This is a genomic window from Amycolatopsis sp. NBC_00355, assembly GCF_036104975.1.
Classification (GTDB): domain Bacteria; phylum Actinomycetota; class Actinomycetes; order Mycobacteriales; family Pseudonocardiaceae; genus Amycolatopsis.
The window spans coordinates 7869987-7895879 of sequence record NZ_CP107982.1; the positions used below are offsets into that span (position 1 = coordinate 7869987).

The 25893-nt window shown below is 70.0% G+C and carries 24 protein-coding genes; 16 read left to right on the forward strand and 8 right to left on the reverse strand.

Going from position 1 to position 25893, the window contains the following annotated elements:
• Positions 1-224 precede the first annotated feature (224 nt).
• The 4 genes from OHS18_RS36270 to OHS18_RS36285 are packed head-to-tail and all read left to right on the forward strand — an operon-like array spanning position 225 to position 4538.
• Positions 225-1547 (forward strand): ABC transporter substrate-binding protein, encoded by a 1323-nt coding sequence (locus OHS18_RS36270; RefSeq protein WP_328444878.1) that lies wholly within the window; start codon positions 225-227, stop codon positions 1545-1547.
• Positions 1544-2515, forward strand: a complete 972-nt coding sequence (locus OHS18_RS36275; RefSeq protein ID WP_328444877.1) for a carbohydrate ABC transporter permease — start codon at positions 1544-1546, stop codon at positions 2513-2515. Before OHS18_RS36270 ends, OHS18_RS36275 begins: the two co-directional genes overlap by 4 nt.
• Complete coding sequence (locus tag OHS18_RS36280) at positions 2515-3354, forward strand: carbohydrate ABC transporter permease (RefSeq protein WP_247061047.1); 840 nt, start codon at positions 2515-2517, stop codon at positions 3352-3354. Before OHS18_RS36275 ends, OHS18_RS36280 begins: the two co-directional genes overlap by 1 nt.
• A gap of 2 nt (positions 3355-3356) precedes the next feature.
• Positions 3357-4538 carry an ABC transporter ATP-binding protein gene (locus OHS18_RS36285; protein WP_328444876.1) on the forward strand — a complete coding sequence of 394 codons (1182 nt, stop codon included), beginning with the start codon at positions 3357-3359 and terminating at the stop codon, positions 4536-4538.
• 60 nt (positions 4539-4598) lie between these two features.
• Here the strand turns inward: OHS18_RS36285 and OHS18_RS36290 are convergent, their stop codons facing one another.
• A complete protein-coding gene (locus OHS18_RS36290) occupies positions 4599-5504 on the reverse strand; it encodes a hypothetical protein (protein WP_328613811.1) in 906 nt (301 codons plus the stop codon).
• A gap of 253 nt (positions 5505-5757) precedes the next feature.
• Between OHS18_RS36290 and OHS18_RS36295 the strand changes: the two genes are divergently transcribed.
• The gene (locus OHS18_RS36295) at positions 5758-5952 is read left to right on the forward strand and encodes a PspC domain-containing protein (protein ID WP_328444872.1); all 195 of its coding nucleotides are present in this window, start codon (positions 5758-5760) and stop codon (positions 5950-5952) included.
• Positions 5953-6046: 94 nt separating this feature from the next.
• Here OHS18_RS36295 and OHS18_RS36300 read toward each other — a convergent pair whose 3' ends face one another.
• Positions 6047-6712, reverse strand: coding sequence for a TetR/AcrR family transcriptional regulator (locus OHS18_RS36300; RefSeq protein WP_328444870.1), 666 nt, complete (start codon positions 6710-6712; stop codon positions 6047-6049).
• 117 nt (positions 6713-6829) lie between these two features.
• Between OHS18_RS36300 and OHS18_RS36305 the strand changes: the two genes are divergently transcribed.
• Positions 6830-8329, forward strand: coding sequence for an MFS transporter (locus OHS18_RS36305; RefSeq protein WP_328613812.1), 1500 nt, complete (start codon positions 6830-6832; stop codon positions 8327-8329).
• 345 nt (positions 8330-8674) lie between these two features.
• Positions 8675-10489, forward strand: a complete 1815-nt coding sequence (locus tag OHS18_RS36310; RefSeq protein WP_328613813.1) for a diguanylate cyclase domain-containing protein — start codon at positions 8675-8677, stop codon at positions 10487-10489.
• Between the two features lie 4 nt (positions 10490-10493).
• Here OHS18_RS36310 and OHS18_RS36315 read toward each other — a convergent pair whose 3' ends face one another.
• The 3 genes from OHS18_RS36315 to corA all read right to left on the reverse strand — a co-directional run bounded on the left by OHS18_RS36315 (position 10494) and on the right by corA (position 13249).
• On the reverse strand, positions 10494-11333 hold the full coding sequence (locus OHS18_RS36315) for a chromosome partitioning protein ParB (RefSeq protein ID WP_328444864.1): 840 nt from the start codon (positions 11331-11333) through the stop codon (positions 10494-10496).
• Positions 11330-11980 carry a metallophosphoesterase family protein gene (locus OHS18_RS36320; protein WP_328613814.1) on the reverse strand — a complete coding sequence of 217 codons (651 nt, stop codon included), beginning with the start codon at positions 11978-11980 and terminating at the stop codon, positions 11330-11332. The genes OHS18_RS36315 and OHS18_RS36320 overlap by 4 nt, the downstream gene beginning before the upstream one ends.
• A gap of 180 nt (positions 11981-12160) precedes the next feature.
• Positions 12161-13249 (reverse strand): magnesium/cobalt transporter CorA, encoded by a 1089-nt coding sequence (gene corA / locus OHS18_RS36325; RefSeq protein ID WP_326946327.1) that lies wholly within the window; start codon positions 13247-13249, stop codon positions 12161-12163.
• 332 nt (positions 13250-13581) lie between these two features.
• Here corA and OHS18_RS36330 point away from each other — a divergent pair, with 332 nt between their 5' ends.
• Complete coding sequence (locus OHS18_RS36330) at positions 13582-14085, forward strand: MaoC family dehydratase (RefSeq protein ID WP_328444858.1); 504 nt, start codon at positions 13582-13584, stop codon at positions 14083-14085.
• A 7-nt stretch (positions 14086-14092) separates the two neighbouring features.
• Positions 14093-15199: a DUF2332 domain-containing protein gene (locus tag OHS18_RS36335; protein ID WP_328613815.1), complete on the forward strand. Its 1107-nt coding sequence runs from the start codon at positions 14093-14095 to the stop codon at positions 15197-15199.
• Between the two features lie 101 nt (positions 15200-15300).
• Here OHS18_RS36335 and OHS18_RS36340 read toward each other — a convergent pair whose 3' ends face one another.
• Positions 15301-15714, reverse strand: a complete 414-nt coding sequence (locus OHS18_RS36340) for an NUDIX hydrolase (RefSeq protein WP_328444854.1) — start codon at positions 15712-15714, stop codon at positions 15301-15303.
• 195 nt (positions 15715-15909) lie between these two features.
• On the opposite strand from OHS18_RS36340, the gene OHS18_RS36345 reads away from it, so the two are divergent.
• From OHS18_RS36345 to OHS18_RS36375, 7 genes are all read left to right on the forward strand, one after another.
• Entirely contained in the window at positions 15910-16074 is a 165-nt protein-coding gene (locus OHS18_RS36345; protein ID WP_167379843.1) for a hypothetical protein, read from the forward strand.
• 20 nt (positions 16075-16094) lie between these two features.
• The gene (locus tag OHS18_RS36350) at positions 16095-16655 is read left to right on the forward strand and encodes a PH domain-containing protein (RefSeq protein ID WP_247014507.1); all 561 of its coding nucleotides are present in this window, start codon (positions 16095-16097) and stop codon (positions 16653-16655) included.
• Positions 16656-16803: 148 nt separating this feature from the next.
• A complete protein-coding gene (locus tag OHS18_RS36355) occupies positions 16804-17667 on the forward strand; it encodes a PHP domain-containing protein (RefSeq protein ID WP_442874300.1) in 864 nt (287 codons plus the stop codon).
• Position 17668: 1 nt separating this feature from the next.
• Positions 17669-18298 carry a MarC family protein gene (locus tag OHS18_RS36360; RefSeq protein ID WP_328444842.1) on the forward strand — a complete coding sequence of 210 codons (630 nt, stop codon included), beginning with the start codon at positions 17669-17671 and terminating at the stop codon, positions 18296-18298.
• A 126-nt stretch (positions 18299-18424) separates the two neighbouring features.
• Entirely contained in the window at positions 18425-20911 is a 2487-nt protein-coding gene (locus OHS18_RS36365) for an alpha-L-rhamnosidase-related protein (RefSeq protein WP_328613816.1), read from the forward strand.
• 162 nt (positions 20912-21073) lie between these two features.
• The gene (locus tag OHS18_RS36370) at positions 21074-21925 is read left to right on the forward strand and encodes a RecB family exonuclease (protein WP_328459079.1); all 852 of its coding nucleotides are present in this window, start codon (positions 21074-21076) and stop codon (positions 21923-21925) included.
• A gap of 246 nt (positions 21926-22171) precedes the next feature.
• Complete coding sequence (locus OHS18_RS36375) at positions 22172-22585, forward strand: hypothetical protein (RefSeq protein WP_328613817.1); 414 nt, start codon at positions 22172-22174, stop codon at positions 22583-22585.
• 8 nt (positions 22586-22593) lie between these two features.
• Here the strand turns inward: OHS18_RS36375 and OHS18_RS36380 are convergent, their stop codons facing one another.
• Together OHS18_RS36380 and OHS18_RS36385 are read right to left on the reverse strand one after the other, a co-directional pair.
• Positions 22594-23934 carry an Rv3212 family protein gene (locus OHS18_RS36380; protein WP_328613818.1) on the reverse strand — a complete coding sequence of 447 codons (1341 nt, stop codon included), beginning with the start codon at positions 23932-23934 and terminating at the stop codon, positions 22594-22596.
• A gap of 24 nt (positions 23935-23958) precedes the next feature.
• Positions 23959-25587, reverse strand: coding sequence for a DEAD/DEAH box helicase (locus tag OHS18_RS36385; protein ID WP_328618642.1), 1629 nt, complete (start codon positions 25585-25587; stop codon positions 23959-23961).
• Positions 25588-25893 lie beyond the last annotated feature (306 nt).

Sequence of the window (25893 nt, forward strand, 5' to 3'; positions counted from 1 at the left end):
GCGATAATCACAGTTCGGCATGCACTGGCCTGAATCGTTACCGATACTGCTTGCGGGGTGTGATCGCCCGGCATAAGTTGTCCGACACCAGTCGGGCGGCCCCGCCTACCAGCGTGGCGGCCCGAGCACTAGCACGTCGGGGTGCTGGCGCGGTTTCGCCTCATCGCGTCGCGGTGCCCTCCGGGCATCGCGGTAACCGGCGTGCACGCGGGTGAGGAGGCCTGATGGGGAAGAGGATCGGCGCGGGCAAACGGGGGCGATCGCCCGGCCGCACCACCGCCCTGCTGGGGGCAGGGGCATTGCTGACCGGTCTCGTGGCCGGCTGCAGCTCGGGCGGTGGCACGAAGATCAACGTGTACTACGCACCCGAGGACAGTTTCCAGAAGGTCGTGGACAACTGCAACAAGGCGGCGAACGGCCGCTACGAGATCGTCTACAACAAACTCCAGCGCGGCTCGGACGACCAGCGGCTCCAGATGGCGCGGCGGCTGGCGGCGGGCGACACCGCGATGGACGTACTGGGGCTCGACGTGACCTGGGTTTCGGAGTTCGCCGAAGCCGGCTGGGTCGACGAATGGAAGGACCAGAACAAGGCCGCGGCCTCCGAAGGCGTCCTGCAGGGACCGCTGGACACGGCGACCTACAACGGGAAGCTCTACGCGGCCCCGAAGAACACGAACATCCAGCTGCTCTGGTACGACGACCGGATCACCCCGACCCCGCCCAAGACGTGGGACGAGATGATCCAGACGTCCAAGGACCTGAAGCAGCGGGGCAAGCCGTACAGCATCGTCTTCACCGGCGCGCAGTACGAAGGCCTCGTCGTCTTCTACAACACCCTGGTCGAGTCGATGGGCGGGCACATCCTGTCCGACGACGGCAAGTCCGTGGTGATGGACGACGGCGCCGTGAAAGCGCTCGCCCTGCTGAAGCAGATCACCGATTCGGGGATCACCGACGCGTCGCTGACCAACTCGAAGGAGGACGACGTCCGGCAGACGTTCCAGCGCGGTGACGCCGCGTTCGAGCTGAACTGGCCGTTCGTCTACGCCTCCTACGCGAAGGACAAGGCGTCGGACGTCCAGCACATGAAGTGGGCCGTCTACCCCGAAGCGCTGCCCGGCACGCCGGCCAAGACCACGATCGGCGGGTACGACCTCGCTGTCAGTTCGCTGTCACAGCACAAGCCCGAGGCTTATGAGGCGGCGTTGTGCCTGCGCAGTCCGGAGAACCAGAAGTTCTCCGCGATCAACGACGGCGTGCCGCCGACCATCGAATCGGTGTACCACAACGACACGCCGCTCGACCCGGCCAAGCCGGCGGGCGACGACAACCCGAACATGGCGATCAAGTACCCGATGCGCGACTCCATCCTGGACGCGCTGAAGGACGCCGCGGTGCGGCCCCTGACCCCGGCCTACCAGAACATGTCGACGGTGATGTCGAAGATCCTTTCGCCGCCGGCCGAAATCGACCCGAAGGCCACCGCGGACAAGCTGCGTGAGCAGCTCAGCGACGCGCTCCAGTCGAAGGGAGTGATCCCGTGACCGTTCAGGACTCCACCCCGGCCGACACCGCCGGGGCCACCGTCGCCGAAGGGGCGACGTCCCACAAGAAGGGCAAACCCGCCCTGTCCGAGGGCAAGAAGGCCGAGCGGAAGCTCGGGCTCTGGCTGTGCGCGCCCGCGTTCGTCGTGATGATCGCGGTCACGGGCTACCCGATCCTGTACTCGATCTGGCTTTCACTGCAGCGGTACGACCTGAGGTTCCCGGCGCAGCAGGAGTTCGTCGGGTTCGACAACTACGGCGCCGTGCTGTCCAACTCGTACTGGTGGACGGCGTTCGGCACGACCATGTTCCTGACGTTCGTGTCCGTGGCGATCGAGTTCGTCCTCGGCATGGCGCTGGCGCTGGTGATGCACCGGACGCTCGTCGGGCGCGGTCTCGTCCGGACCGTGGCGCTGATCCCGTACGGCATCGTCACGGTCGTCGCGGCGTTCTCGTGGTACTACGCGTGGACGCCGAAGACCGGCTACCTGGCCAACTGGCTCGCCTCCGACGGCGCGCCGCTCACCGACCAGTGGCCGTCGCTGTTCATCATCATCGCCGCCGAGGTGTGGAAGACCACGCCGTTCATGGCGCTGCTGCTGATGGCCGGCCTGGCGCTGGTGCCCGACGACCTGCTCAAGGCCGCCGCGATGGACGGCGCGAACGGCTGGCAGCGGTTCACCAAGGTGATGCTGCCGGTGATGAAGCCGGCGATCCTGGTGGCGCTGCTGTTCCGCACGCTCGACGCCTTCCGGATCTTCGACAACATCTACGTCCTCACCGGCGGCGCGCAGGACACCGGGTCGGTGTCCATGCAGACCTACGACAACCTGGTCAAGGGCCTCAACCTCGGGATCGGGTCGACGATGGCGGTGCTGATCTTCATCACGGTGGCGATCATCGCGTTCATCTTCATCAAGGTGTTCGGCACGGCCGCACCGGGTTCGGATACTGGGGGTAAGCGCTGATGGTGATGGGAACCGTCACGACGGGCCGCAAGCTTCGCTGGGGGCTCGTCGACATCCTCGTGCTGGTGTTCGCGCTGGTGCCGGTGCTCTGGGTGGTGTCGCTTTCGTTCAAGACCAAGGACACGCTGACCGACGGGTACTTCATCCCGCAGTCGTGGACCTGGCAGAACTACGCGGACATCTTCCAGACGTCGGAGTTCCTGCTGGCACTGGTCAACTCGATCGGCATCGCGATCATCTCCACGGTGATCGCCGTGGTGCTGGGCACGATGGCCGCCTACGCCATCGCCCGGCTCGAGTTCCCCGGCAAGCAGCTGCTGGTCGGGCTCTCGCTGCTGATCGCGATGTTCCCGCAGGTGTCGCTGGTGACGCCGCTGTTCAACATCGAGCGGAACCTGGCGCTGTTCGACACGTGGCCGGGGCTGATCCTGCCCTACATCACGTTCGCGCTGCCGCTGTCGATCTACACGCTGTCGGCGTTCTTCCGGGAAATCCCGTGGGAGCTGGAAAAGGCGGCGAAGATGGACGGCGCGACGCCGGCCCAGGCGTTCCGGAAGGTGATCGCGCCGCTGGCCGCGCCGGGTGTGTTCACCACCGCGATCCTGGTGTTCATCTTCTGCTGGAACGACTTCCTGTTCGCCATCTCGCTGACGTCGACCACGGCGTCGCGCACGGTGCCGGCGGCGCTGTCGTTCTTCACCGGGTCCTCGCAGTTCGAGGACCCGACCGGGCAGGTGAGCGCGGCCGCGGTCGTGATCACCATCCCGATCATTGTGTTCGTGTTGTTCTTCCAGCGTCGCATCGTGGCGGGGCTGACCTCCGGTGCGGTGAAGGGGTAGTCATGGCAGAAATCGTCCTCGACAAGGTGTCGAAGAAGTACCCCGACGGCGCGCTCGCGGTGTCCGAAGTGGACATCACCATCGGCGACGGCGAGTTCCTCGTGCTGGTCGGGCCGTCCGGCTGCGGGAAGTCGACCATGCTGAACATGGTGGCGGGGCTGGAGGACATCTCCTCCGGCGAGCTGCGCATCGACGGCAAGCGCGTCAACGAGAAGGCCCCGAAGGACCGGGACATCGCGATGGTGTTCCAGTCCTACGCGCTGTACCCGCACATGAGCGTCCGCGAGAACATGGCCTTCCCGTTGCGGCTGGCCAAGGTGGACGACAAGACGGTGCGGGCGAAGGTGGAGGAAGCGGCGACGATCCTCGACCTGACCGCGCACCTGGACCGCAAGCCGGCCAACCTCTCCGGTGGCCAGCGGCAGCGCGTCGCGATGGGCCGGGCGATCGTCCGCAACCCCAAGGCGTTCCTGATGGACGAGCCACTGTCCAACCTGGACGCCAAGCTCCGCGGCCAGATGCGGACGTCGGTGTCGAAGATCCAGAAGCAGCTCGGCACGACGACGCTGTACGTCACGCACGACCAGACCGAGGCCATGACCCTGGGCGACCGGGTCGTGGTGCTGCGCGGCGGTTTCGTGCAGCAGATCGGCGCGCCGCAGTTCCTCTACGAGAACCCGGCGAACCTGTTCGTCGCGGGGTTCATCGGCTCGCCGTCGATGAACTTCGTGCCGGCCACGCTGGAGAACAACGAGCTGCGCACCCCGCTGGGCGTCACGCCGCTGACGGACCGGATCCGGCAGCTGGTGGAGAAGGCGGACGCGCCCCGCGAGGTGCTGGTCGGCATCCGGCCGGAGCACTTCGAGGACGCGGCGCTGGTCGAAGCCGGCCAGAAGACGGGCGGCGGCACGTTCACCGCGCACGTCGACGTCCTCGAGTCGATGGGGTCGGAGAAGTTCGCCCACTTCACCGTCGAAGGGGAAACCGCCACGTCCGCGGAGCTCGCGGAACTGGCGGCGGACAGCGGTTCGGCCGACGTCCCGGGTTCGGAGTCGCAGATCGTGGCCCGGCTCTCGGCGGAATCGGCCGCCAAGGAGAACTCGGACCTCGAGGTCTGGTTCGACGCGGACAAGGTCAAGCTCTTCGACCCGGCCAACGGTAAGAACCTCACCTACGAGGCCTAGGCAAGTCCGTGAAGGCCTCCTTGAGGGACTCTACGTCCCTCAAGGAGGCCTTCACGGCTTTCAGGCCTTGGGCAGCCGAGACAGGATCGACGTCGCCGCGGTGCGGGCCTGGGCGCAGGTGGCGTCACCGGCCGTGCCCGCCGTGTCGACCACGCTGATCTCCGCCAGCTCGCGCCGCCCGGGCAGGCCCGGGGCGGGCTGGGTGCTGTCGACCATGCAGAACGCGCCCGCGACCCGGATCCGGGCCTCGCGGCCGCCGAGCGTCTCGACCGGGCCGTTCGTGCCCGTCGTGTCCACCGTGAGCTTGAAGCCGACGTTGCCGCGGATGCAGCTGTGCCCGGACAACCCGGCGGCCGGCTTGCTGCCGGGCCCGGCGGGGACGTCGAGGTCGTGGTTGTCGAGCAGCACGCAGGGTGCGACCGCGCCCCACGAGCGCTCGGGGAACGTCAAGCGCGTGACCTTGCCGGCGGTGATCGCGGCGAGCACCGAGCCGACGGTGGCGTCCGCGGTCTCGCAGCGGCCGGCCTGGTCGGCGGGGCCGCTGTCGGTGACCGACACGTCCAGCCGGTTCCCGTCGGCGAAGATGATCGCGCGGGTGCACGCGGTGTGGTCGTTGAACATCGACTGCTGCACCGAGACGCCGTCGGGCACCGGCCCGGCGTAGTCGTAGGGCTTGATGTTCGGGTCGGAGTCGAAGGCGAGCGGCCCGACGAGGATCGTGCGCCAGCCGAGGTCGGCCTGGCAGTTCTCGAACGTCGGGACGGCGACGGCACCGGCCGCGACCTTGGGCACGTCGAGCATGCTGCAGTAGTCGATGGTGCCGAAGCTGCCGAGCGCGGCGGACGCGGTGAGCGGCGTCGGCCCCGACTCGTCGGCCGGGTCGGGGGTGGCTTGCGTGGTGGCGCAGCCCGCCGAGAGCAGGGCACAGACCATCGCGACGACCAAAGACTTCACACGCGGGTACACGGGGTGCAAGTATCACCACATCCGGCCGAAAAGCCACCCCTGACGGGGACATCTCTCACTATTTTCCGCATCGCGAGCGACAAACGCGCAGGTCCTCCGTTTTCCGGCCCGCGCACGGCGGTTTCCGGGTTCTCCGAATGATTTTCGCTTTCGGTCGTCCCCTAAGGGAGCGATCCTTCCCGCGAGCGATGCGGAACCGGGTGCCGCGGTGGTGAAGTGGAGTCACGAGGAAGTCCGAGGAAAGGGAAAGACGATGAGCGCACCGGTCACTCGACGGCTGAGCCGCCCGCACCACGGCCGCATGATCGGCGGCGTCTGCGCCGGTCTCGCGCAGCGGTTCGGCATGAAGCCCAACACCGTGCGGCTGCTGGCCGTGCTGTCCTGCCTGCTGCCCGGGCCGCAGTTCGTGGCCTACATCATCATGTGGGCGGTCATCCCGTCCGAGTGACCGAGAGGGCCGGGTGATCGGGGCAGACCAGGCGGAAGCGCGGGCGGAGACGTCGGCCACCGCCTGGTTTCGTCGTTGCGGCCGCGGTTTCCGGTCAGGGGCGCCAGGAACACATGGCTTCGTCGATCTCCCGCTCGTCCAGCGGCGGGTGCGGCAGCTCCGTCGCTTTGCCGGGTTCGGCGCGCAGGCCGTCCAGCAGCATGCCGAGGCAGCGCCGCCACAGCGACGGGTCGACCGCGCACGTGAACTCGACGACCGAGCCGACCATCATGTGCAGCAGGGGGATGTCGGTCGGGGCGAAGTCGGACCGCAGGCCACCCGCCGCCTGAGCGCGTTCGACGAGCTGTGTGATCAACGGCACCATGCGCGCTTTCGCGTCCGCGACGTGCTCGTGGCCGAACTTGTTGGACAGCATGATCTCGCGCAGCCCGCGGTCGGTCGAATGCAGCTCGGCCGCTTTCCACGTGAAGCTGACGAACGCCGCCCACGCGTCTTCGGCCTTCAGCGCGTCCGCCGCGAGGTCGCCGATTTCCTCCATGCGCTCGGCGAACATCGCCTCGACCAGGTGTTCCTTGCTGGGGAAGCGCCGGTAGACGGTGCCGACGCCGAGGCCGGCGTGGTGCGCGATGTCGTCCAGCGTGGCTTCGAGGCCGCGCCGGCCGAACACCTCGCGGGCGGCCTGGAGGATGCGGCGGCGGTTCAATTCGGCGTCACGCCGCAGCGGCCGCGCCGGTGCGGCGGGACTCGCGTCCCGTGTCATGCGTCCCATCCTACCAATGAAGTAGAGGCACCTTCTCCGGTTCTTGTGTACCTTGGGCCACGTAAGGGGAGATACCTACTCCACATAGCTTTCTGATCACTTTCAGTGAGGACACCCATGACCGAGTCCACGCTCGTCGTCGCGCCGTCGGGGGACGCGCGCGCCGCCGAGAACCCCCACCACGCCAGACGGTGGCTGATCCTGGTGATGATCGGCCTGGCGCAGCTGATGGTCGTCCTCGACGCGACCGTCGTGAACATCGCGCTGCCCTCGGCCCAGCTCGACCTGGGCTTTTCCAACGACGCGCGGCAGTGGGTCGTCACCGCGTACGCGCTCGCGTTCGGCAGCCTGCTGCTGCTCGGCGGGCGGCTCGCGGACCTCTTCGGCCGCAGGAACACCCTCCTCGTCGGCCTGGCCGGCTTCGCCGTGGTGTCCGCGCTCGGGGGAGCGGCGAGCAACATCGAGATGCTGCTGATCGCGCGGGCGGCACAGGGTGTGTTCGGCGCGCTGCTCGCGCCGGCCGCGCTTTCGCTGCTGACCACGACGTTCACCGACCCCAAGGAGCGCGGCCGCGCGTTCGGCGTGTTCGGGGCCATCGGCGGTGGCGGCGCGGCCGTCGGCCTGCTGCTCGGCGGCGTGCTGACCGAGTACCTCGACTGGCGCTGGTGCATGTTCGTCAACATCATCTTCGCCGTGCTCGCGTTCGTGGGCAGCTCGATCCTGCTGCGCAACCAGCGTGACGACGGCCCGCGCCCGAAGCTCGACCTGCCCGGCACGGTCACCGCGTCGGCCGGTCTCTTCGCGCTCGTCTTCGGCTTCGCGAACGCGGAGTCCGACTCGTGGTCCTCGGTCTCGGTGTGGGGCTTCCTCACCGCGGGCGTGGTGCTGCTGGGTGTCTTCGTGTGGCTGCAGCAGCGCGTCTCGCACCCGCTCCTGCCGCTGCGCGTGCTGCTCGACCGCAACCGCGGCGGCTCGTACCTGGCGATGTTCCTGCTCGCCATCGGCATGTTCGCGATCTTCCTGTTCCTGACGTTCTACGTGCAGCAGAACCTGAAGTTCACGCCGATCCAGAGTGGTGTCGGCTTCCTGCCGATGGTGGCGACGCTGATGCTGGCCGCCACGACGGCGACGGCCGTGCTGCTGCCGCGCTTCGGCCCGCGGCCGCTGGTGCCCACGGGCATGGCGATCGCCGCGGTCGGGCTGTTCTGGCTCAGCCGCATCGACCTCGAAAGCACGTACGCCAGCGGGGTCCTCGGCCCGCTGCTGGTGATGGGCTTCGGCATCGGCCTGGCGATGGCGCCGGCGATGAGCGTCGCGACGTTCGGCGTCGAGGCGCACGACGCCGGGGTGGCGTCGGCGGCGGTCAACACGATGCAGCAGGTCGGCGGCTCGATCGGCACGGCGCTGCTCAGCACCCTCGCGGGCAACGCGGCGACGTCGTACCTCGCGGACAAGGTGCCGACGCCGCAGCTGGTGGCCGAAGCCTCGATCGAGAGCTACACGACGGCGTTCACCTGGGCCGGCTTCATCTTCGCGGCCGGCGCGGTGCTCAGCGGCCTGCTGCTGCGCTCGGGCGCCCCGAAGGGTGAGGCGGCGCCGGGCGTCGTCCACATGTAGAGCCGCTGGGACCTTCCCGGCCCTCCCGCGCACCAGTAGGGGTGAGAACGTGCGCAGGAGGGCCGGGTGGGGGCGTCGGAAGATCTCGAAGTCCGGTCCGCGCTCACGGCGATGCCGAACTGCGGCGGCGGTGATCCGAACCAGGTGAGCTGCGTGCAGAAGGACGTCCGGGTCCCGGTTCAGCGGCCGGCACCGACGTTGAACGCCGTACAGGTCAGGGGGTCGGCGCTCACTCCAGGTCCCGGCTGAAGATCCACTTTGGACCGGGGCACCCGATCGGGTGGTAGACACCGAAGTGTTCGCGTGGTGCGGTGGAAAACCCGATCGAGCGCGAAGAGGTGAACCTTGCGGGAGCCTGAGGTGGCGCCGGATCTCGTGGCCGCCGCCCGGCGGCTGGACGTCGCGCTGGCGGGGGCCGGAGCCGCCGACCGGGAGTCGCTGATCGTCGGGTTCGCGCGTGAGGTGCAGGCCTCGCGGGGTGCCGAAGCGCGGTTCGCCGCGTTCTACGAACAATGCCCGTCCGGTGTCGTTCTTGTAGACCCCGCAGGGGTTATCGGCGCGGCGAACCCGGCTTTCCTGCGGCTGACGCGGGCCGGCGGGGAGGACGAGTTCCTCGGCACGCGCGCCGAAGACCTCGGCGCGACCATGCGGGACAGGTCGGCGTTGCGCACGGCTTTGGAGTCCGGCGACCGGGTCCTGGACCGGCTCGCGATCCGCTCCCGGCCCGAGACCTCCCGCGTCGTCCGGCTGACGGTCCGGACGCTGCCCGGCGACCGCGGCCGGTACCCGATCCTGATGTTCGAGGACACGCACGACCTGCGGCAGCTGCAGGAGACCATCCAGCACCAGAGCCTGCACGACCCGCTGACGGGCTTGCCCAACAACGCGCACTTCCGCTCCAAGCTCGAGGCGCTGCTCGCCGACCGCGACCAGGGGCGGATCGGGTTGGTGTACCTCGACATCGACGGCTTCAAGGTCGTCAACGACGGCCTCGGCACCGAGGTCGCCGACCAGGTCCTGCGCGGCGTCGCCGGCACGTTGCGCACGGTTTTCGCGCCCGGCAAGGGTTTTGTCGCACGTCTCTTCGGCGACGGCTTCGCGGTGGCACTGCGCGGTGATCTCGAGCCGGCGTCGGTGGTGAAACTGGTCGAGCAGGCGATCGGCGAACTGGCCAAACCGGTGTACGCGGACGGTGTCGGGGTCGGCGTGAGCGCCAGCGCGGGCATCGTCGTCGCGGAGGTGCCGGGCGCGGTGCACGGGGAGCTGATCCGTTCGGCGGAGGTGGCACTGCACCGGGCGAAGGAGCTCGGCAAGGCGCAGTGGGTGCTGTTCGACCCGGGCGCGTGCCAGGCCGACCGCGACCGCTACCGGCTCGCGGCCGCCATCGCCGGAGCGCTGGAGCTCGGCGAGATCACGGTGGTCTACCAGCCGCACGTGGTGCTGCCGGACGCCCGGATCGTGACGTCGCTGAACGCGGCCCTGCTGTGGAATCACCCGACGCGCGGGCGCCTGCGGGCGGAGGAGTTCTACCCGCTGGCGGAGACGACCGGCATGACGGTCCCGCTCGGCAAGCACCTGCTGGCGAAGGCCCTGGAGACGAAGGCGAGCTGGCAGTCGAGGTTCGGCGACGGTGCCCCGATGGTGTGCCTGACGCTCCCGCGCCGCATGGCCATCGACGCGGACCTGGTCGCCATGGTCCGCGCGGAGCTGGACCGGGCGGGCCTGGAACCCCGGCACCTGATGCTGTGCGCGGACGCGGAATCCCTGATCGACGACCGCGGCGACCTGATCGAATCGCTCGGCCACCTGGCCCGCCTGGGAGTGCTGTTCGTCCTGAACATCACGGGCCTGCCGGAACTGGAACTGATCCCGGCCCAGGCGATCCCGGCGCCGGGGGTGATGCTGCGAGGCCCGATCGTCGACGTCCTGGCGGCCGACGACGCCCCGGCGTGGGCGCGCCGGAACGTGCGCCAGCTGGTGGAGCGCGCGGAGGAGATGGGCGTGAAGGTCGGCGCGTACGGGGTGGTGTCCCAGACGCAGGCGGAGTTGCTGTACGGGCTGGGCGTGGTGGTGGCGTCCGGGAGTTATCAGCCGGAATACCAGACCAGCTCGGAGGCGGAGACCTGGGTGGGCCGCACCTTCCCGATGGGCTCGGGCTGAGCCGCTAGCTTCGCTTGGTGCGCAGTTGCTCGATGACCTCGTCGTCCCACCGGTGCGTGCGGATCAGCCGGTACCGCTCCGCCGCCACCCACATGTACGCCTCGGCGTCCGTGCGGTCGCCGAGCATCCCCGCCTGCCGCAGCATGCCCACCACCGGGACGAACTCCTCCGAGAACCAGCGCTGGGCCACGCTCGCCCGGTCGCAGAACTTGCCCTCGTCCTGCATCAGCCGGAACCCCCACGCCTCCACGTGCTCGCCCAGCTTCGCGTAGTCCCACGGGTCCGACACGATCACCGACGCCCTCGCGTGGCCGGTCAGCGGGACGCGCTCCAGGAACAGCCTCCGGTAGTCCTTGACGATCAGGTCGCCGCGGTGGCGGATGCCGCTCGGGTCCAGTTTGGTGCGGACCACCGTCACAAATGCCTCTATTGTGGACAGTCCCTGCGCGTGGGCGACCGAGACCCGGTGGTGGCCGTCGATGATGAAGTGCAGTTCGCCGACGCGGTAGACCTCGATCGGCGGGATGTCTTCGCCGCGGCGGGCGGCCAGGGCCAGTCTTTCCCAGCGCTCGCGGACGCGGCCGGACGTCGGGCGGAAGCGGCGGTCGAAGTCGCGGCTGCGGTCGACCGTGCCGGCGATCGAGTCCAGTTTGATCACCCGCAGGCCGATCCGCTTTTCGCCGAGATAGCCGAGCGCCTCCACCACTTCGTGGAACGGCAGCATGATGTTGACGTCGTCGGGCTCGCGGCGCAGCCACGTCGAGAGCCGCGAAAGCACCTGCTGGCGCCGGGCGCGGAGGAAGTCGTTTTCGGCGTCCGCGCGCGGGAATCCCGTTTCCTTCACGATAACTCCATGATCCGGTGGCCCACCACGTTGCGGATCCGCGTGTCGCCGACGATCCGGTCGGGCACCGGCTCGCCGTGGGGGTGGATGTGGCCGTGCAGCAGCCACTTCGGGCGCAAGCGGTCGATCACCGCGTGCAGGCAGGAAAACCCGCGGTGCGGCGGGTCTTCGCGGTCGCCGAGGTCCAGCGGCGGCGAGTGCGTCAGCAGGATGTCGACGTCGCGGCCGTCGCGCCACCGCCGCAGCCGGGCGGTGCGCACCAGGCGCCGGGCCCGGCGCGCCTGCTGGCGCTGCGTCCACTGGTTCGGGCCGTCGTTGTAGCGGATCGACCCGCCGAGCCCGGCGATCCGGATCCCGGCGACGTCGACGACCCGGCCGTCGGCGTTGACGCCGCCCGCCGGGCCCGGCCAGACCGTCGGGAAACCGTCCTTCATGGACAGTCCGCCGTACCGCGTGTAGCCGGTCAGGTCCGGGTCGTGGTTGCCCGGCACGAACACGCACGGCGCGTCCAGGGCGCTGGCCAGGAAGGCCAGGTAGTCGTAGGGCAGGTCACCGGCGCCGATGACGAGGTCGACGGGGCGGGTGCGGACCGCGTCGGTCCACAACCGCTCGTCCACCTCGTCCGCGACCACCAGCGCTTTCGGCACGCCCCCAGGGTACGACGCCGGGCGCTACTTCATGCCGTGCGCGAACCCGGGGTCGGCGACGATGACGAAGGTGATGACGAAGATCCAGAGGAGGCTGAGCGCGAGCGCCCAGGCCTTGAGGTTGGACAGCATGCGAGGCATCACGTGTTCTCCGATTCCGGCGGGAAAGAAAGAGGGGACCTAGAGCCAGCCGTTCTTCCGGAATATTCGGTACAGCAACAGGCAGATCGCCAGGATCACGGTGATCACCAGCGGGTACCCGAACTTCCAGTGCAGTTCGGGCAGGTAGTCGAAGTTCATCCCGTAGATGCCGGCGATCATCGTCGGCACGGTGATGATCGCCGCCCACGACGTGATCTTGCGCATGTCGGTGTTCTGTTGCAGCGAGATCTTCGCGACCGTCGCGTCGACCAGGGTGGACAGCAGCTCGTCGAACGCCGCGACGCGCTCGGACACGGTCGTGAGGTGGTCGGCGACGTCGCGGAAGTAGGAGCGGACCTCGTCCGGCACCAGCCGCGTGTAGCCCTCGGCCAGCCGCTGGACCGGCGTCGCCAGCGGCATCACCGCCCGGCGCAGCTCCAGGACCTCCCGCTTCATCAGGTAGATCTGCTCGGCGCTGACCAGCGAGCGCGGCGCGAAGACCTGCGCCTCCATCACGTCGATGTCGTTCTCGATCCGGCCCGTGACGTCGAGGTAGTGGTCGACGACGTGGTCGGCGATCGCGTGCACGACCGCGGCCGGGCCGAGCTGCAGCCGCTCGGGGTCGTCGTCCAGCTCACGGCGCAGCCGGGCCAGCCCGGAGTGGTTGCCGTGCCGGACGGTGATGACGAAGTCGCGGCCGAGGAACACCATCAGCTCGCCGGTCTCGACGATCTCGTTGGCCGTAGTCGGCGACTCGTGCTCGACGTACCGGACGGTCTTGACCACGAGGAACAGCGTGTCGTCGTAGCGCTCCAGCTTGGGCCGCTGGTGCGCTTCGAGCGCGTCCTCGACGGCCAGCTCGTGCAGCCCGAACGTCTCCGCGATGCCCTGGATCTGGTCGGCGTCGGGCTCGTGCAGCCCGATCCAGACGAACCCCTCGTGGCGCTTGCGGACCTCTTTGATCGCCTCGATGTGCGTCCAGCGGCCGGGTACGCGCTTGCCGCCCACGTACACCGCGCAGTCCACGACGTACGCCGACAGCGGCACCGGGATCGGCCGGACGGGGACGCCTTTGGCCCGGCTGTTGCCGCGGCCGCGAAGGCCGCCGAGCGAAGGAATGGCAGGCATGAGGTCTCCTGGGCGTCGTGCGTGGTCGTGCGAGGACGACGGACCAGGCGGAACGGGGTCCGCCCGGCAACACCAGCGCTCCCGAAGCCGCGGAAGACCTACCAGGAAATGAGCCGGCCGGCCGGTGTGGTGGGAACGCTGGGACTACTAGGGAGCGGACTATCGCCACTACTCATCGGGGTTCCTCACCTCCTTCGGGCCAGGCGCGGTCGTGTGACGTGGAGAGTGGTGGGGCTCGCGTTGACGAGCGAACACCAATGGTTGAGGGTACTCCTCACTACGGATGCGTGTCGTACCAGGCTCACGCGGTGTTACGCGGACAGGAGAGACGAGTGCAGTTCGGGCGGTACTACGAGGAGTTCGAGGTCGGTGCGGTCTACAAGCACTGGCCGGGCAAAACGGTCACCGAGTACGACGACCACCTGTTCTGCCTGATCACGATGAACCACCACCCGCTGCACCTCGACGCGCACTACGCCGGCGAGACGACCGACTTCGGCAAGAACGTCGTCGTCGGGAACTACGTGTATTCGCTGCTGCTGGGCATGTCCGTGCCGGACGTCTCGGGCAAGGCGATCGCGAACCTCGAGGTCGAGTCCCTCAAGCACGTCAAACCCACCTTCCACGGCGACACCATCTACGGCGAGACCGAGGTGCTGGACAAGACGCCGTCGAAGTCGAAGGACGACCGCGGCGTCGTGTACGTCGAGACCCGCGGCTACAAGCAGGACGGCCTGATCGTGTGCACCTTCCGGCGGAAGGTCATGGTGCCGAAGCGCTCCTACGGGGAAGCCCGCGGCGGCGAGCAGCCGGGCCGGCCGACCCCGCACGAATGAGGCTCCGATGACGATCGAACTGGACCGGGTCAAGAACACACTGCGCACGTTCGCGGAAGTGGAAGCGCGCGGAGTGTCACCGTTGTACGACCACCTCGCGACGCAGGCGGCCGAGGACGACGACGTCGCGGGGCTGCTGACGGCCGCCCGCGACGGCGAAGCGCACGCGACGCTGCTGATGGCGACCGCGCACCGGCTCGTCCAGGCCGACCCCATCCACCCGCTCTCGCGGTACTACCCGTCGCTGGGCGGCTTCGACGGCGTCGACTCCGAGACGTGGCCGCTGTTCCGGTCGTTCCTGCTGGAGCGGGCGGACAAGGCGCGGGCGCTCATCTCGTCGCGCTACACCCAGACGAATGAAGTCCGCCGTGCCGCGCTGCTGTACCCGGCCGTGGCCCGGGCGGCGAAGGAAGCGGGCGGGAAGATCGCGCTGCTGGAGGTCGGCTGCAGCGCCGGCCTGCTGCTCGGCCTCGACCGCTTCGGCTACCGCTACCAGTGCGACGGCGGCGAGCAGCTGACGGCGGGCCCGGCCAAGGCCGCGGTCGGCCTGCACTGCGCGCTCGACCTGGCGCCGGGCGCGGTGGCGCCCAAGCTGCCCAAGAAGCTGGCGGTCCTGGCGCGGGCCGGGCTGGACCGGTCCCCGGTCGACCTCTCCGACGAGGACGAGCTGGCCTGGCTGGAGGCGTGCGTCTGGGCCGACCAGCCCGACCGCATCCGGCTGCTGCGCTCGGCGGCGGCCGAGCAGGCCAAGCACCGCCCGCCGCTGATCCGGGGCGACGGCGTCGACGACCTGTCCTCGGCGGCCGCGACGCTGCCCCTCGAGACGCCCCTGGTGGTCCTGACGAGCCACGTCCTGGCGTACTTCACGGCCGAGCGGCGGGCGGCCTTCGTCGACGCCCTGGCCGCGCTGGCGGCCTCCCGGCCCCTGTGGTGGGTGTCGGAGGAGTTCTACGGCGCCGCCCTGGAGGGTGTCCTCCCCGGTCGCGCGGAGCTGGCGGGCGCGGACGGCCTGGCGACGCTGGGCGTGGTCCGGTGGGACGAGGGCGAGGCCGTGGCCCACGCGCTGGCCCGCACCGCGCCCCACGGGCAGCGGATGACCTGGCTCCCGGCGTAGGGCGACGGACCGAGCGGTGCCCCGGAGATCCGTGCCCGGCGCGCCGGCTTGGCCGCCGGCGTAGATCGAACCGGCGGTTTTTGACCCCAACGCCGTCTTGCTCAGGCGCGTGGCAGGGCGTTCCAGTCGCGCAGCGTCACGTACAGGAGATCGACGAGCGCGCCGGCCGTGTCCATGTCCGAAAGGTCTGCCGCATCGGCCCAGCGGGCGTCCGTGGCGTCATCACCCGCGGTGAGCGTGCCGCCCGCGACGCGGCAGGCGTAGTCGTGGATTTCGTACGGCCCGCGGGTCACGGTGCCGACCAGTGTGCCGGGAATCACGTCGAGGCCCGTTTCCTCCCGCATCTCGCGGATCACGGCCGTTTCGTCCGATTCGCCCGGCTCGACTCGTCCGCCTGGCAGAGACCATTGGCCCGAACCGGGGTCGTTGGCCCGCCGGATGAGCAGCAATCGGCCCTGGTCGTCGTACGCGATCCCGCCGACGCAGCGGACAGTGGTGTCGGTGAGGCCCGTCATGTCCCGAAGGGTAGACGTGACCGACTTGAAAACCGATGTCCTGTACACGGAGAGTAGCCATACGGTACACTCCGGACGGCGTGCTGACCCAAGCGCGGGACTTTCCTCCCTCGCGCCCCTCCAGTGCGGTACAACGTAAAAAGTCAGTTTTTCGCTGTTGTCCGGTGTCACCGTAAGAGACGGGATTTGATCGCGGTGAACGTGAAGAAGATTGCGGGCCTCGCCGGTATCGCGTTGGTGCTGTTCTTCGTCATTGCCCAGCCCGGTCAGGCCGCGGGCCTTGTCGGAAACATCGTCGACTTCCTGCGCAGCTCGGCCGAATCGGTGATCACCTTCGTCAGCAACGTGTTCAAGGGCTGATCGGGGGCTACCCTCGAACCATGTTCGCGCCACGCGACCCCGACGAGTACCTCCTCGACACCGAGCGGCGGGTCATCCGGATCCGCCGCCACTGGGCGGTGCTGCTGTGGGACACCTTCGAGGCGGCGGCTCTGCTCGCCATCTGCGTCCTGGTGTCCTACCTGCTGCCACCGGCGCTTTACATCGGCCAGAACATCCTCTGGTACGTGGCGCTGATCGTGGTGCTGCGGTTCGCCTACGTGGTGATGGAGTGGTGGGTCGAACGGCTGGTGGTCACCGACAAGCGGTTCGTCATGACCACCGGGGTGTTCACGACCAAGGTGCTGATGATGCCCATCAGCAAGGTCACCGACCTCAGCTACGTGCGCACGGCCACCGGCCGGATGATGGGTTACGGCACGATGGTGGTCGAGTCCGCCGGCCAGATCCAGGCGCTCAACAAGATCGACTTCCTGCCGCGGCCGGAGGAGTTCTACGACACGATCTCCGAGCTGGTCTTCGGCGACAAGCAGAAGCAGGCCGAGCGCTTCTCGATGATCAAGGCCCAGCGGGCCGCCCGGGGCAAGAAGCCGGTCGGCTGACGCGCGCGGGGCGGTGCGGCTTGCCGGCCGTCGGCCGCCGCGCGAGTTCGGGCTGATCGGCGTCCTGTGGGCGGGGCGCGGCGGCCGGTCCGGAACCAGCCTGATCCCGGCGCGGGTGTGACCCAGCGCATCGTCGACAATGGACCCGATGCGCATCGACCTGCACGCCCATTCCACCGCTTCCGACGGCACCGACACGCCGGCCGGGCTCGTCGCCGCGGCCGCGAGAGCCGGGCTCGACGTCGTCGCGATCACCGACCACGACACCACGGCGGGCTGGGCCCCGGCCACCGAGGCCCTGCCGCCGGGCCTGACGCTCGTGCCCGGCGCCGAGCTGTCCACCGTCTCGACCGACCCTGAGACGGGCCGCCAGATCAGCGTCCACCTGCTGGCCTACCTCTTCGACCCGGCCGCCGAGGCCGTCGTCACCGAGCAGACCCGGCTGCGGATCGAACGCCGCACCCGGCTGCGCAAGATGGCCGAGCGGATGGCCGCCGACGGCCTGCCCATCGACGCCGACGAGATCTTCGGCCTGCTGCCCGAGGACTCGCCCGCCGGACGCCCGCACCTCGCGCAGGCACTGGTCCGCGCCGGGCTGGTCACGAGCGTCGACGAGGCCTTCGCCGAGTACCTGAACAGCCGCCGCGGCTACTACGTCGCCCGCCGCGACACCCCGGTCGAAGAGGCCATCGACATGATCGCCGCGGCCGGCGGGGTCACGGTCATCGCGCACCCCTTCGCGTTCAGCCGCGGCGCCACGATCAGTGAAGAGACCTTCGCCGGTCTCGCCGCGCACGGGCTCACCGGCGTCGAGGCCGACCACCCGAACCACGACCCGGCCACGCGCGCCCGCACGCGGGAGCTCGCCGGCGAGCTCGGCCTGCTGGTCACCGGCTCGAGCGACTACCACGGCACGAACAAGACCATCGCGCTCGGCGAATGCACCACCGACCCCGGGCAGCTGGAGGAACTCATGGCCCGCGCGACCGGGTTCCAGGTCGTGAAGGGCTGAGATGGCGATCGCCGACTTCTTCGACGCCAAGCTCTTCATGAGCGCGACGATCACCCTCGTCGTCATCATGGACCCGCCCGGCACGGTGCCGGTGTTCCTGAGCCTCGTCGGCCGCAAACCGCTCGCGACGCGCGCCCGCGCGGCCCGCCAAGCCGTCCTGGTGTCACTGCTCGTGATCAGCCTCTTCGCCGTCGCGGGCCAGGCGATCCTGGCCTACCTCGGCATCGGTATCCCCGCCCTGCAGGGCGCGGGCGGTCTGCTGCTCCTGCTCATCGCGCTGCAGCTGCTGACCGGCAATGGCCACGAGGCCGAAGCGGCCACCGAAGACGTCAACGTCGCCCTCGTGCCGCTCGGTACGCCGCTGCTGGCCGGGCCCGGCGCCATCGCCGCGACCATCGTGTTCGTCCGGCAGGCCGACGGCCACATCGGCGCGTACATCGCGCTGGCACTGGCGATCGTGATGACGCACTTCATCATCTACATCTGCATGCGCTACTCCGGCGTCGTCATCCGGCTGATCAAGGAAAGCGGCATCACGCTGCTGGCCAAGGTGGCCGGTCTGCTCCTCGCGGCCATCGCCGTCGAGCTCGTCGCGAACTCGGTGCGCGGCTTCATCGCCGGCGGCAACTGACCCCCGCCACTCGGGTTGTCCTGCCGGACAGGATCCGGCCCGTACGTTGACATCGTTGGCACGCCTCGCGCAGCCTGAATCTCAGCTCAGCGGTTGAAACGATTCAAACGCCTTGCGGAGGCCTCGATGAAGTGGCTCAGAGCAGTCCTGCCGGTCACGGTCCTGGTGGCGAGCGGCGTCGCCGCGGTGCCCGCCACGTCCGCCGTGGCGGCGCCGGGCTGGCAGAAGTACGTCGTCGCACCGACAAGCCGGGACGTCCGGCCGGTGCGCGTGCTGTCCACCACCGGCGACGTCAGCAACCCGAACGGCCTGCTCGGCCAGGGCGTCACGACGCTCAAACGGCAGGCACCCCCGCCGAAGCCGGCCTGGCCGGGCGGGACGACGGCGGCCGCGTCGTCGTTCCACGCGCCCAACAACGGCGGCAACGGCCAGCCGCGGACCTACGCTCCCGGCAACGCGGTCGACGGCAATACCGACACGTTCTGGAACGACGACACGATCGGCGCCTACCCGGACGTCCTGACGATCACCTCCGGCGCGCCCGTCGCGCTCCCCGGCGTCACCGTCCTGTCCAGTGTGGACGGTGTGCCGCAGGACTTCACGGTCGACGTCCTGGACGGCGGCGCCTGGCGCACCGCGGCGAAGGTCACCGGCAACACCGACGTGCAGCGCGCGGTGGCGTTCGACCGCGCGGTGACGACCGCGCAGGTCCGGATCACCGTGACGAAGGACCAGGCCACGCCGTCGGGCGAGTTCAGCCGGGTCACCGAGGTCTGGCCGGGCCTGGTCGCCGACCCGCCGACGCCGGTCGCGGTGCTCGACTTCGGCAAGGTCGTCTCGGGGTACCCGAAGATCTCGTTCGCGGGCGCGTCGGCGAACCACCCCGGCATCCGCGTGTCGACCTCGGAAACCCAGCAGTACCTGGGCGAACGCTCCGACTTCTCGCGTTCGGACTTCTCGAACGGGCCGGGCAGCGACCAGATCGCCGTGCCCGCGACGCCGACCGTCTGGCGTGACGCGATGGGCTGCCAGAGCGGCACGCAGGTGTGCGCGGACGGCCTGCGCGGCTTCCGCTACCTGCGGATCAGCCTCGACGCGCTCGCGTCCGACGCGCCGCTCACGCAGGCGTCCGGCGAGGTGCGGATCAACGGCGTCTCGCTCGACTTCACGCCGTTCCTCGGCACGCCGGACACCTACCGCGGCTGGTTCGAGTCGTCCGACGACGCCCTGAACCGCTACTGGTACAACGCTTCCTACACCAACGAGCTGGGCATGGACACGTTCCGGGCGTCCGATGTGGACCCCCGCGGCGCGTTCTCGCCGTCGCTCGACGGGAAGGTCGTGCTGCACGACGGCGCCAAGCGCGACCGGGACCCGTACGTCGGCGACGTCGCGATCTCCGGGCTGACCGAGTACCTGACGCACCAGGACGGCACGGCGGCGCGCAACGTGCTCGCCGACCTGGCCGACCACCAGCGCGCGGACGGCTGGATCCCGCCCGCGTCGATCAACGGCTACACGCTCCCGCTGTTCGACTACCCGCTCTGGTGGGTCACCGCGAGCTGGGACTACGTGCTCTACACGGGCGACACCGCGTACGCGTCGTCGTACTACGCGAAGCTCGTGAAGACGCTCGACGCGTGGTACCCGTCGGTCACCGACGCGCACGGGTTGCTCTCGAAGGGCCTCAACGGCACCGGCGGTTACGGCGACTACGCGTTCCTCCCGCGCACCGGCGAAGTGACGTACTACAACGCGTTGTACGTCCGGGCCCTTCAAGGCGCAGCCGGGCTCGCCAAGGCGACCGGGCACGCGGCCGACGCCGATCGGTGGCTTTCGCGCGCTTCAGGCGTCGCTTCCGCGGTGAACCAGTACCTGTGGGACCCGGCGGCGGGGGCGTACCTCGACTCGGCGACGGGCGCGGTGCGCCACGGCCAGGACGGCAACAGCCAGGCGATCGTCGCGGGTATCGCGTCGCCGGCGCAGTCGTCTACCGCCTTGGCCCGGCTGGCGGCCGGGGCGCTGCCGTACGGGAACCCGTTCATGGACAACGACACGCTGGTTTCGGACGGCACCAAGCGCGTGTACGCGTTCACCTCGTACCCGGAGCTGGTGGCCCGGTTCCAGACCGGGCAGGCGGCGTCCGCGATCGACCAGATCAAACGGATGTACGGCTGGATGACCAGTCACGACCCGGGCATCACGGACTGGGAGGGCATCGGCGACGGCGGTTCGCACTACGAGCAGGGCTACACGTCGGCGGCGCACGGCTGGTCCACCGGCGTCGTCCCGGCGCTGACGAACGAGCTGCTGGGCGTCTCGCCGACGTCACCGGGCTTCGCGACGTGGCAGGTTTCGCCGAAGCCGGGCACGGTCGCGTGGGCGCGTGGAGCGGTGCCGACGCCGAAGGGCGCGTTGTCGGCTTCGTGGACCCAACAGGGGCCGGTGTTCTCCCTGACGGTGACGGCGCCGCGCGGGACGTCCGGTTCGCTGGCGGTGCCGGCCGGGCGTGTGGTGCTGCTGGACGGCCACGTCGTCCGGACGGCCGCGGTGAACGGCACGGTGACGGTGGCCGCGACCGGCGGCACCCACTCGGTGCTGGTGGTCCGGTAGGTGGTGCGGTAGGAAAAGCCGTGAAGGCCTCCTTACCGGCTCTTATGGCCGGGAAGGAGGCCTTCACGGCTTTGCGCGGTGGTGCGGGCGCGGCGGCCGGTGCGGGTCCGGCGCGGAAAGTGTCGGTGGTGGTGCGTAGCGTGGGGAACCGTGAAGGAGCAGATGGGCTTCGATTTCGGTGTCGCGCAACCGGTCCGGCTGACGAAGGTGTCACCGGCGCGGCTGTCGACCTTCGACGACTGCCCGCGCCGGTACCAGTTGTCGTACCTGACGCGGCCGACGCCGCAGCGCACCGGGCCGTGGGCGCACAGCACGCTCGGCGCGGTGGTGCACAACGCGTTGCGGGCGCTGTTCGACCTGCCGGTGCTCAAGCGCGTGCCGCAGAAGGCCGTCGCGCTCGTCGCCGAGTACTGGAAGGACGCGGGGTTCGAGGACGCCGACCAGGCCGCGCGTTACCGGGCCCGCGCCAAGGGCTGGGTGGCGGAGTACGTCGAGGACAACGACGTCACGCACGACCCGGTCGGGCTCGAGCGCTGGGTGTCGGCGCCGGTCAACCCGGAGCCGGGGGAGCGGCCGTCGATGATCATCGAAGGCCGCGCGGACCGCATCGACCAGCGTGACGGCGAGCTGGTGGTCGTCGACTACAAGACGGGCCGCCGCGCGCCGGACGAGTACGAGGCGCGGGCGTCGCAGGCGCTGGCGCTGTACGCGGTGGCGTCGGCGCGGACGCTGCGCACCCCGTGCACCACGGTCGAGCTGCACCACCTCCCGAGCGGCACGATCGCGGCGGCCGAGCACACGCCCGAGAGCCTGCGCCGGCACCTGCAACGCGCCGAAGAGACCGCCGGGGACCTGAGGCTGGCCACGGATACCCTGAACGCGGGCGGCGACGAGGACGTGCTGTTCCCACCCCGCCCGGACCGCCGCTGCGCCTGGTGCGACTTCAGGCCGAGCTGCGCGGCGGGCCAGGACACGGCCCAGCAGGCGCAGCCCTGGGACCTGCTCGCGCCCTGAACAGGAGAGAAAGTGGCCTCACCGGACACCGAGGAACTGGCAACGGTCCCCCTGCCGACCCCGCGGCCGGACGACAAAACGACACCTCATCAGGTCGTTGCGGACCCGGCGGTCCCTCCGCGCGCGGCCGACGCGGAGGCGGCGCCCCGCGGACAGGTTGCGGAGCCGACTGCTTCGGCGCATGACGCGGAGACGGCGCCTCACCCGGTCGTCGACCTGGCGGAGGCGTCATCTGGCGTGAAGGCGGTGCCTCAGAGGCGGGTCGAAGAGCCGGCCCCGGACGCACCCGAGCTCGGTTCGGCCGGTGCGGTGGAGCACGCCGAGACAGATGCGGATGAAGCACCGTCGCAGGAGACCGTCGAGCAAGCCGCGGCGAAACCCGCGAAGCCGGGCGGCCGCTGGTGGCGCGGCCTGACCGGCTCACTGGCCGCGGGCCTCACGGTCCTGGCCGTCGGCGTGCTGGTGGTCGCGGGAGTCTGCCTGTACACGGACGCACCCGGCCCCGGCCCGGTGCTGCTGATCGGTCACCCCGTCGCCGCGGTGCTGGCGTTGCTGGCCCAGCGGGTCGCCGACCGCCGCAACGGCCTTCCCGCCGCGGGGGCCGGGATCGCCGTGGTCCTGTTCGTGGTCTCCGCGCTGACCCTCTTCTGGCTCACCTGACGAACCGGTTACTTCAAGGCGGTGAGGGTGTCGCCGCGTTCTTCCAGCAGGACCGGGCCGGCCGTGCCCAGGCGGACCGGGCCCGCGTAGCCGCGGCGGTCGACACCCACGGTGCGGATCGTGGAGCCGTCGTTCTCGTCCAGCACCGCCAGGCCGCCCTTGATCGGGACCACCAGCTGCCCCGCGAACGTCACTCCCGGGCCCATCGCGCTGCCCAGCGTCCAACGCGGGGACAAGTCGTCACGCGAGAGCGCCAGCACCTTCGAGCCGCTGAACCAGTACACGTTCGCCGCGGTCTGGGACGTCTGCTCGACGCCGCCCTGCGGGTCCGCGGCCAGGTCGGCCGCCGGGACGTCCAGGGGGTACGCCGCGCGCTGGGAGCCGTCGCCGTTGTAGATCACCAGGAGCTTCTGGTCCGGCAGGATCACCGCCGTCAGGTCGCCTGACATGGCGATCACGCGCGCCCGCTTGCCGGCCAGCACCGAGCTGAACGCCATCTGGGGCTCGTCGTCCTTCTCCGGCGCCGCCTTGTAGACGCTCAGGCGGTCCGCCGGGTCGCCGGGGCAGCGCTCGATGACGCCGACCTTGCCCGACGCCGCCGCGACCGTGCCGTACGTGCAGCCGGTGCGCGGCTGCTTGCCCGCGTTGACCAGCGCCGGGACCTGGCCGTACTCGGCGCTCTGCACCAGGTCGTCGCGCCAGGTGTCGAGCAGCTTCTTGCCGGTGGTGGTCACGTGCGAGCCGTCGCTGACCAGCCGGGTGCCCAGCTCGGCGTTGCCGTTGCGCTGGGCGGTGATCCGGCCGGTGCCCGGGTCGAGCTGCGTGACCTCACTGCAGTTCTCGGTCTTGTGGTAGACGGCGTTGACCCGCCCCCACGTCTCGTTGAGGGTGCACAAGGGCAGGTCACGCGTGTAGTGCCAGCGGATCTGCCCGGTCAGCGGGTCGCGGGCGGCGACCTCGCCGCCGTCCGCCGTGACGACGGAGTCGCCGACGGCCACCGGGATCGGCGTCGCGCCGCTGCGGGCGCTCCAGATCTCGGCCATCGAGCCGGGCACCGCGTTCGGCGCCGCGGGCAGCGGCGGTGGCGGGTCGGCCTTGGTCCGGTCGGTGCCTTCGCTGTCGCTGGTCGCGCTGATGACCAGCGCGACCGCGACGACGACCACCGCGAGCACGGCGGCGAGCACGCGGTCCCGGCCGCGGTTCCAGGGCGAACGACGTGCTTTGACACGCGGCGCGGGTGGAGCAGGTTCGACGTCGTCGAGGACGTCTTCGGAGCCGAAAGCGGCTTCCGAAGGCTGCTCCGGCTCTTCTTCGGGCAAAGAAGTAGCAGCCTTGTCCTCGTCGCTCACGTACCTGCTCCCCGCGCTAAAGCCTCAGTCTGCCGACGCAGGTGTATCAGAAGTCGCGGCCGGGCGGCGACGGCGGCGCCGCCGAGCCGGGCGTTCGGCGTTCTCGCCGGACTCCTTCTCCACCGCGCCGGCCGTCTCCGGGGCCGTGCCGCGGGTGCGGCGACGCGTCCGGGTGCGGCCTTCGGCGGCCTCGCCGGACTCGGTGCCGGACGTGGCGGCCGCGTTGTCGGTGCCCTCGCTCGTCTCACCCGTGCGCGCGGCACCGCGGGTCCGCTTGCGCGGGGTGCGGTTGCGCTTGCGCGGCGCTTCCTCGGCCGACGGCGACTCGGGGCCACCGGCGGAGGTGTTGCCGCGACCCTGGGGCTGGCCGCGCCCGCGACGCTTGCCGCCGAGGTCCTCTTCGACCTCGGCGCCCAGGCCGGCGCGGGTGCGCTTGGCCAGCGGCAGCCGGCCGGTGGTGCCCGCCGGGATGCCCAGGTCCTCGAACAGGTGCTTCGACGACGAGTACGTCTCGACCGGCTCCGGCTTCTCGAGGCCGAGGGTGTCCGAGATGAGCTTCCAGCGCGGCATCTCGTCCCAGTCGACGAGCGTGACGGCGACACCGGTGCGGCCCGCGCGGCCGGTGCGGCCGATGCGGTGGACGTAGGTCTTCTCGTCGTCCGGGCACTGGTAGTTGATCACGTGCGTGACGTCGTCGATGTCGATGCCGCGGGCGGCGACGTCGGTTGCGACCAGCACGTCGACCTTGCCGGAGCGGAACGCGCGCAGAGCCTGCTCGCGGGCGCCCTGGCCCAGGTCACCGTGCACGGCCGCGGCGGCGAAACCGCGCTCGACCAGGTCGTCGGCCACCTTCTGCGCGGTGCGCTTGGTGCGGCTGAAGATCATCGTGAGACCGCGGTCGGCCGCCTGCAGGATCCGGGCGATGACCTCGGGCTTGTCCATCGAGTGCGCCCGGTAGACGAACTGGGTGGTGCGCTCGTGGATCGCGCTCGCGTCGTTTTCCTCGGCGCGGATGTGCGTCGGCTGGTTCAGGAACGTGCGGGCCAGCGTGATGATCGGCCCCGGCATGGTGGCCGAGAACAGCATCGTCTGGCGCTTGTCCGGGACCATCCGCAGGATGCGCTCGATGTCGGGCAGGAAGCCCAGGTCGAGCATCTCGTCGGCCTCGTCGAGCACCAGCCCGCGGACCTTGCCGAGCACCAGGTGCTTCTGCTCCGCGAGGTCGAGCAGGCGCCCCGGGGTGCCGATCACGACGTCGATGCCCTTGCGGAGCGCCTCGATCTGCGGCTCGTACGGGCGGCCGCCGTAGATGGCCAGGGTGCGGATGCCGAGGTGCTTGCCGGCGCCCTTGAGGTCGTTGGCGACCTGGATGCACAGCTCGCGGGTCGGCACGACCACCAGCACCTGCGGGGTGCCGTCGCCCGGCACCTCGACGCGGTGCAGCAGCGGGACGCCGAAGCCCAGGGTCTTGCCCATGCCGGTGCGGGCCTGGCCGATGAGGTCGTCGCCGGCCATCGCCAGGGGCAGCGTGAGCTCCTGGATCGCGAAGGTCCGTTCGATGCCGACTTCGGCGAGTGCTTTGATGATCTCCGGCTTGACGCCGAAGGACGCGAAGGTCGGGGCCTCGGGCTCGACCTCGACGCCCGCCTGCAGCGGGTGCGAGGTGTCGAGCGCGGCCGGGCCGGTCTCGCTGTGTTCCAGCGCGACGGCGGGGGAGTTCTGTTCGGTTGTGGGATTTTCTGCGGTCAGGGTGATCGCCTCTCTCGTGACCAGCGCGCACAACCCTGAGTCCCGTTTCGACACTCGACCGGGAGTAAACCCTGGTCCCCAGCGCTGAAGTGAAGCGCGGAACCGGTCCGTCCCGGGAATGCCGGAAGAGGCGTGCACGCACATTGCAGTACGTCGGCGGGCCTCGTGGCCTGCCTGATCCCGACGCCTGTAGTGACGTGCGGAAGCTTC

Excerpts from the sequence above, each read along its gene's own strand:
- OHS18_RS36350 (WP_247014507.1), top strand. The coding sequence starts at position 16,095 with ATGTTCGCGCCACGCGACCCCGACGAGTACCTCCTCGACACCGAGCGG.
- OHS18_RS36370 (WP_328459079.1), top strand. The coding sequence starts at position 21,074 with ATGGGCTTCGATTTCGGTGTCGCGCAACCGGTCCGGCTGACGAAGGTG.
- OHS18_RS36280 (WP_247061047.1), top strand. The coding sequence starts at position 2,515 with ATGGTGATGGGAACCGTCACGACGGGCCGCAAGCTTCGCTGGGGGCTC.
- OHS18_RS36295 (WP_328444872.1), top strand. The coding sequence starts at position 5,758 with ATGAGCGCACCGGTCACTCGACGGCTGAGCCGCCCGCACCACGGCCGC.
- OHS18_RS36335 (WP_328613815.1), top strand. The coding sequence starts at position 14,093 with ATGACGATCGAACTGGACCGGGTCAAGAACACACTGCGCACGTTCGCG.
- OHS18_RS36285 (WP_328444876.1), top strand. The coding sequence starts at position 3,357 with ATGGCAGAAATCGTCCTCGACAAGGTGTCGAAGAAGTACCCCGACGGC.
- OHS18_RS36360 (WP_328444842.1), top strand. The coding sequence starts at position 17,669 with ATGGCGATCGCCGACTTCTTCGACGCCAAGCTCTTCATGAGCGCGACG.
- OHS18_RS36355 (WP_442874300.1), top strand. The coding sequence starts at position 16,804 with ATGCGCATCGACCTGCACGCCCATTCCACCGCTTCCGACGGCACCGAC.
- corA (WP_326946327.1), bottom strand. The coding sequence starts at position 13,249 with ATGCCTGCCATTCCTTCGCTCGGCGGCCTTCGCGGCCGCGGCAACAGC.
- OHS18_RS36340 (WP_328444854.1), bottom strand. The coding sequence starts at position 15,714 with ATGACGGGCCTCACCGACACCACTGTCCGCTGCGTCGGCGGGATCGCG.
- OHS18_RS36365 (WP_328613816.1), top strand. The coding sequence starts at position 18,425 with ATGAAGTGGCTCAGAGCAGTCCTGCCGGTCACGGTCCTGGTGGCGAGC.
- OHS18_RS36305 (WP_328613812.1), top strand. The coding sequence starts at position 6,830 with ATGACCGAGTCCACGCTCGTCGTCGCGCCGTCGGGGGACGCGCGCGCC.
- OHS18_RS36300 (WP_328444870.1), bottom strand. The coding sequence starts at position 6,712 with ATGACACGGGACGCGAGTCCCGCCGCACCGGCGCGGCCGCTGCGGCGT.
- OHS18_RS36270 (WP_328444878.1), top strand. The coding sequence starts at position 225 with ATGGGGAAGAGGATCGGCGCGGGCAAACGGGGGCGATCGCCCGGCCGC.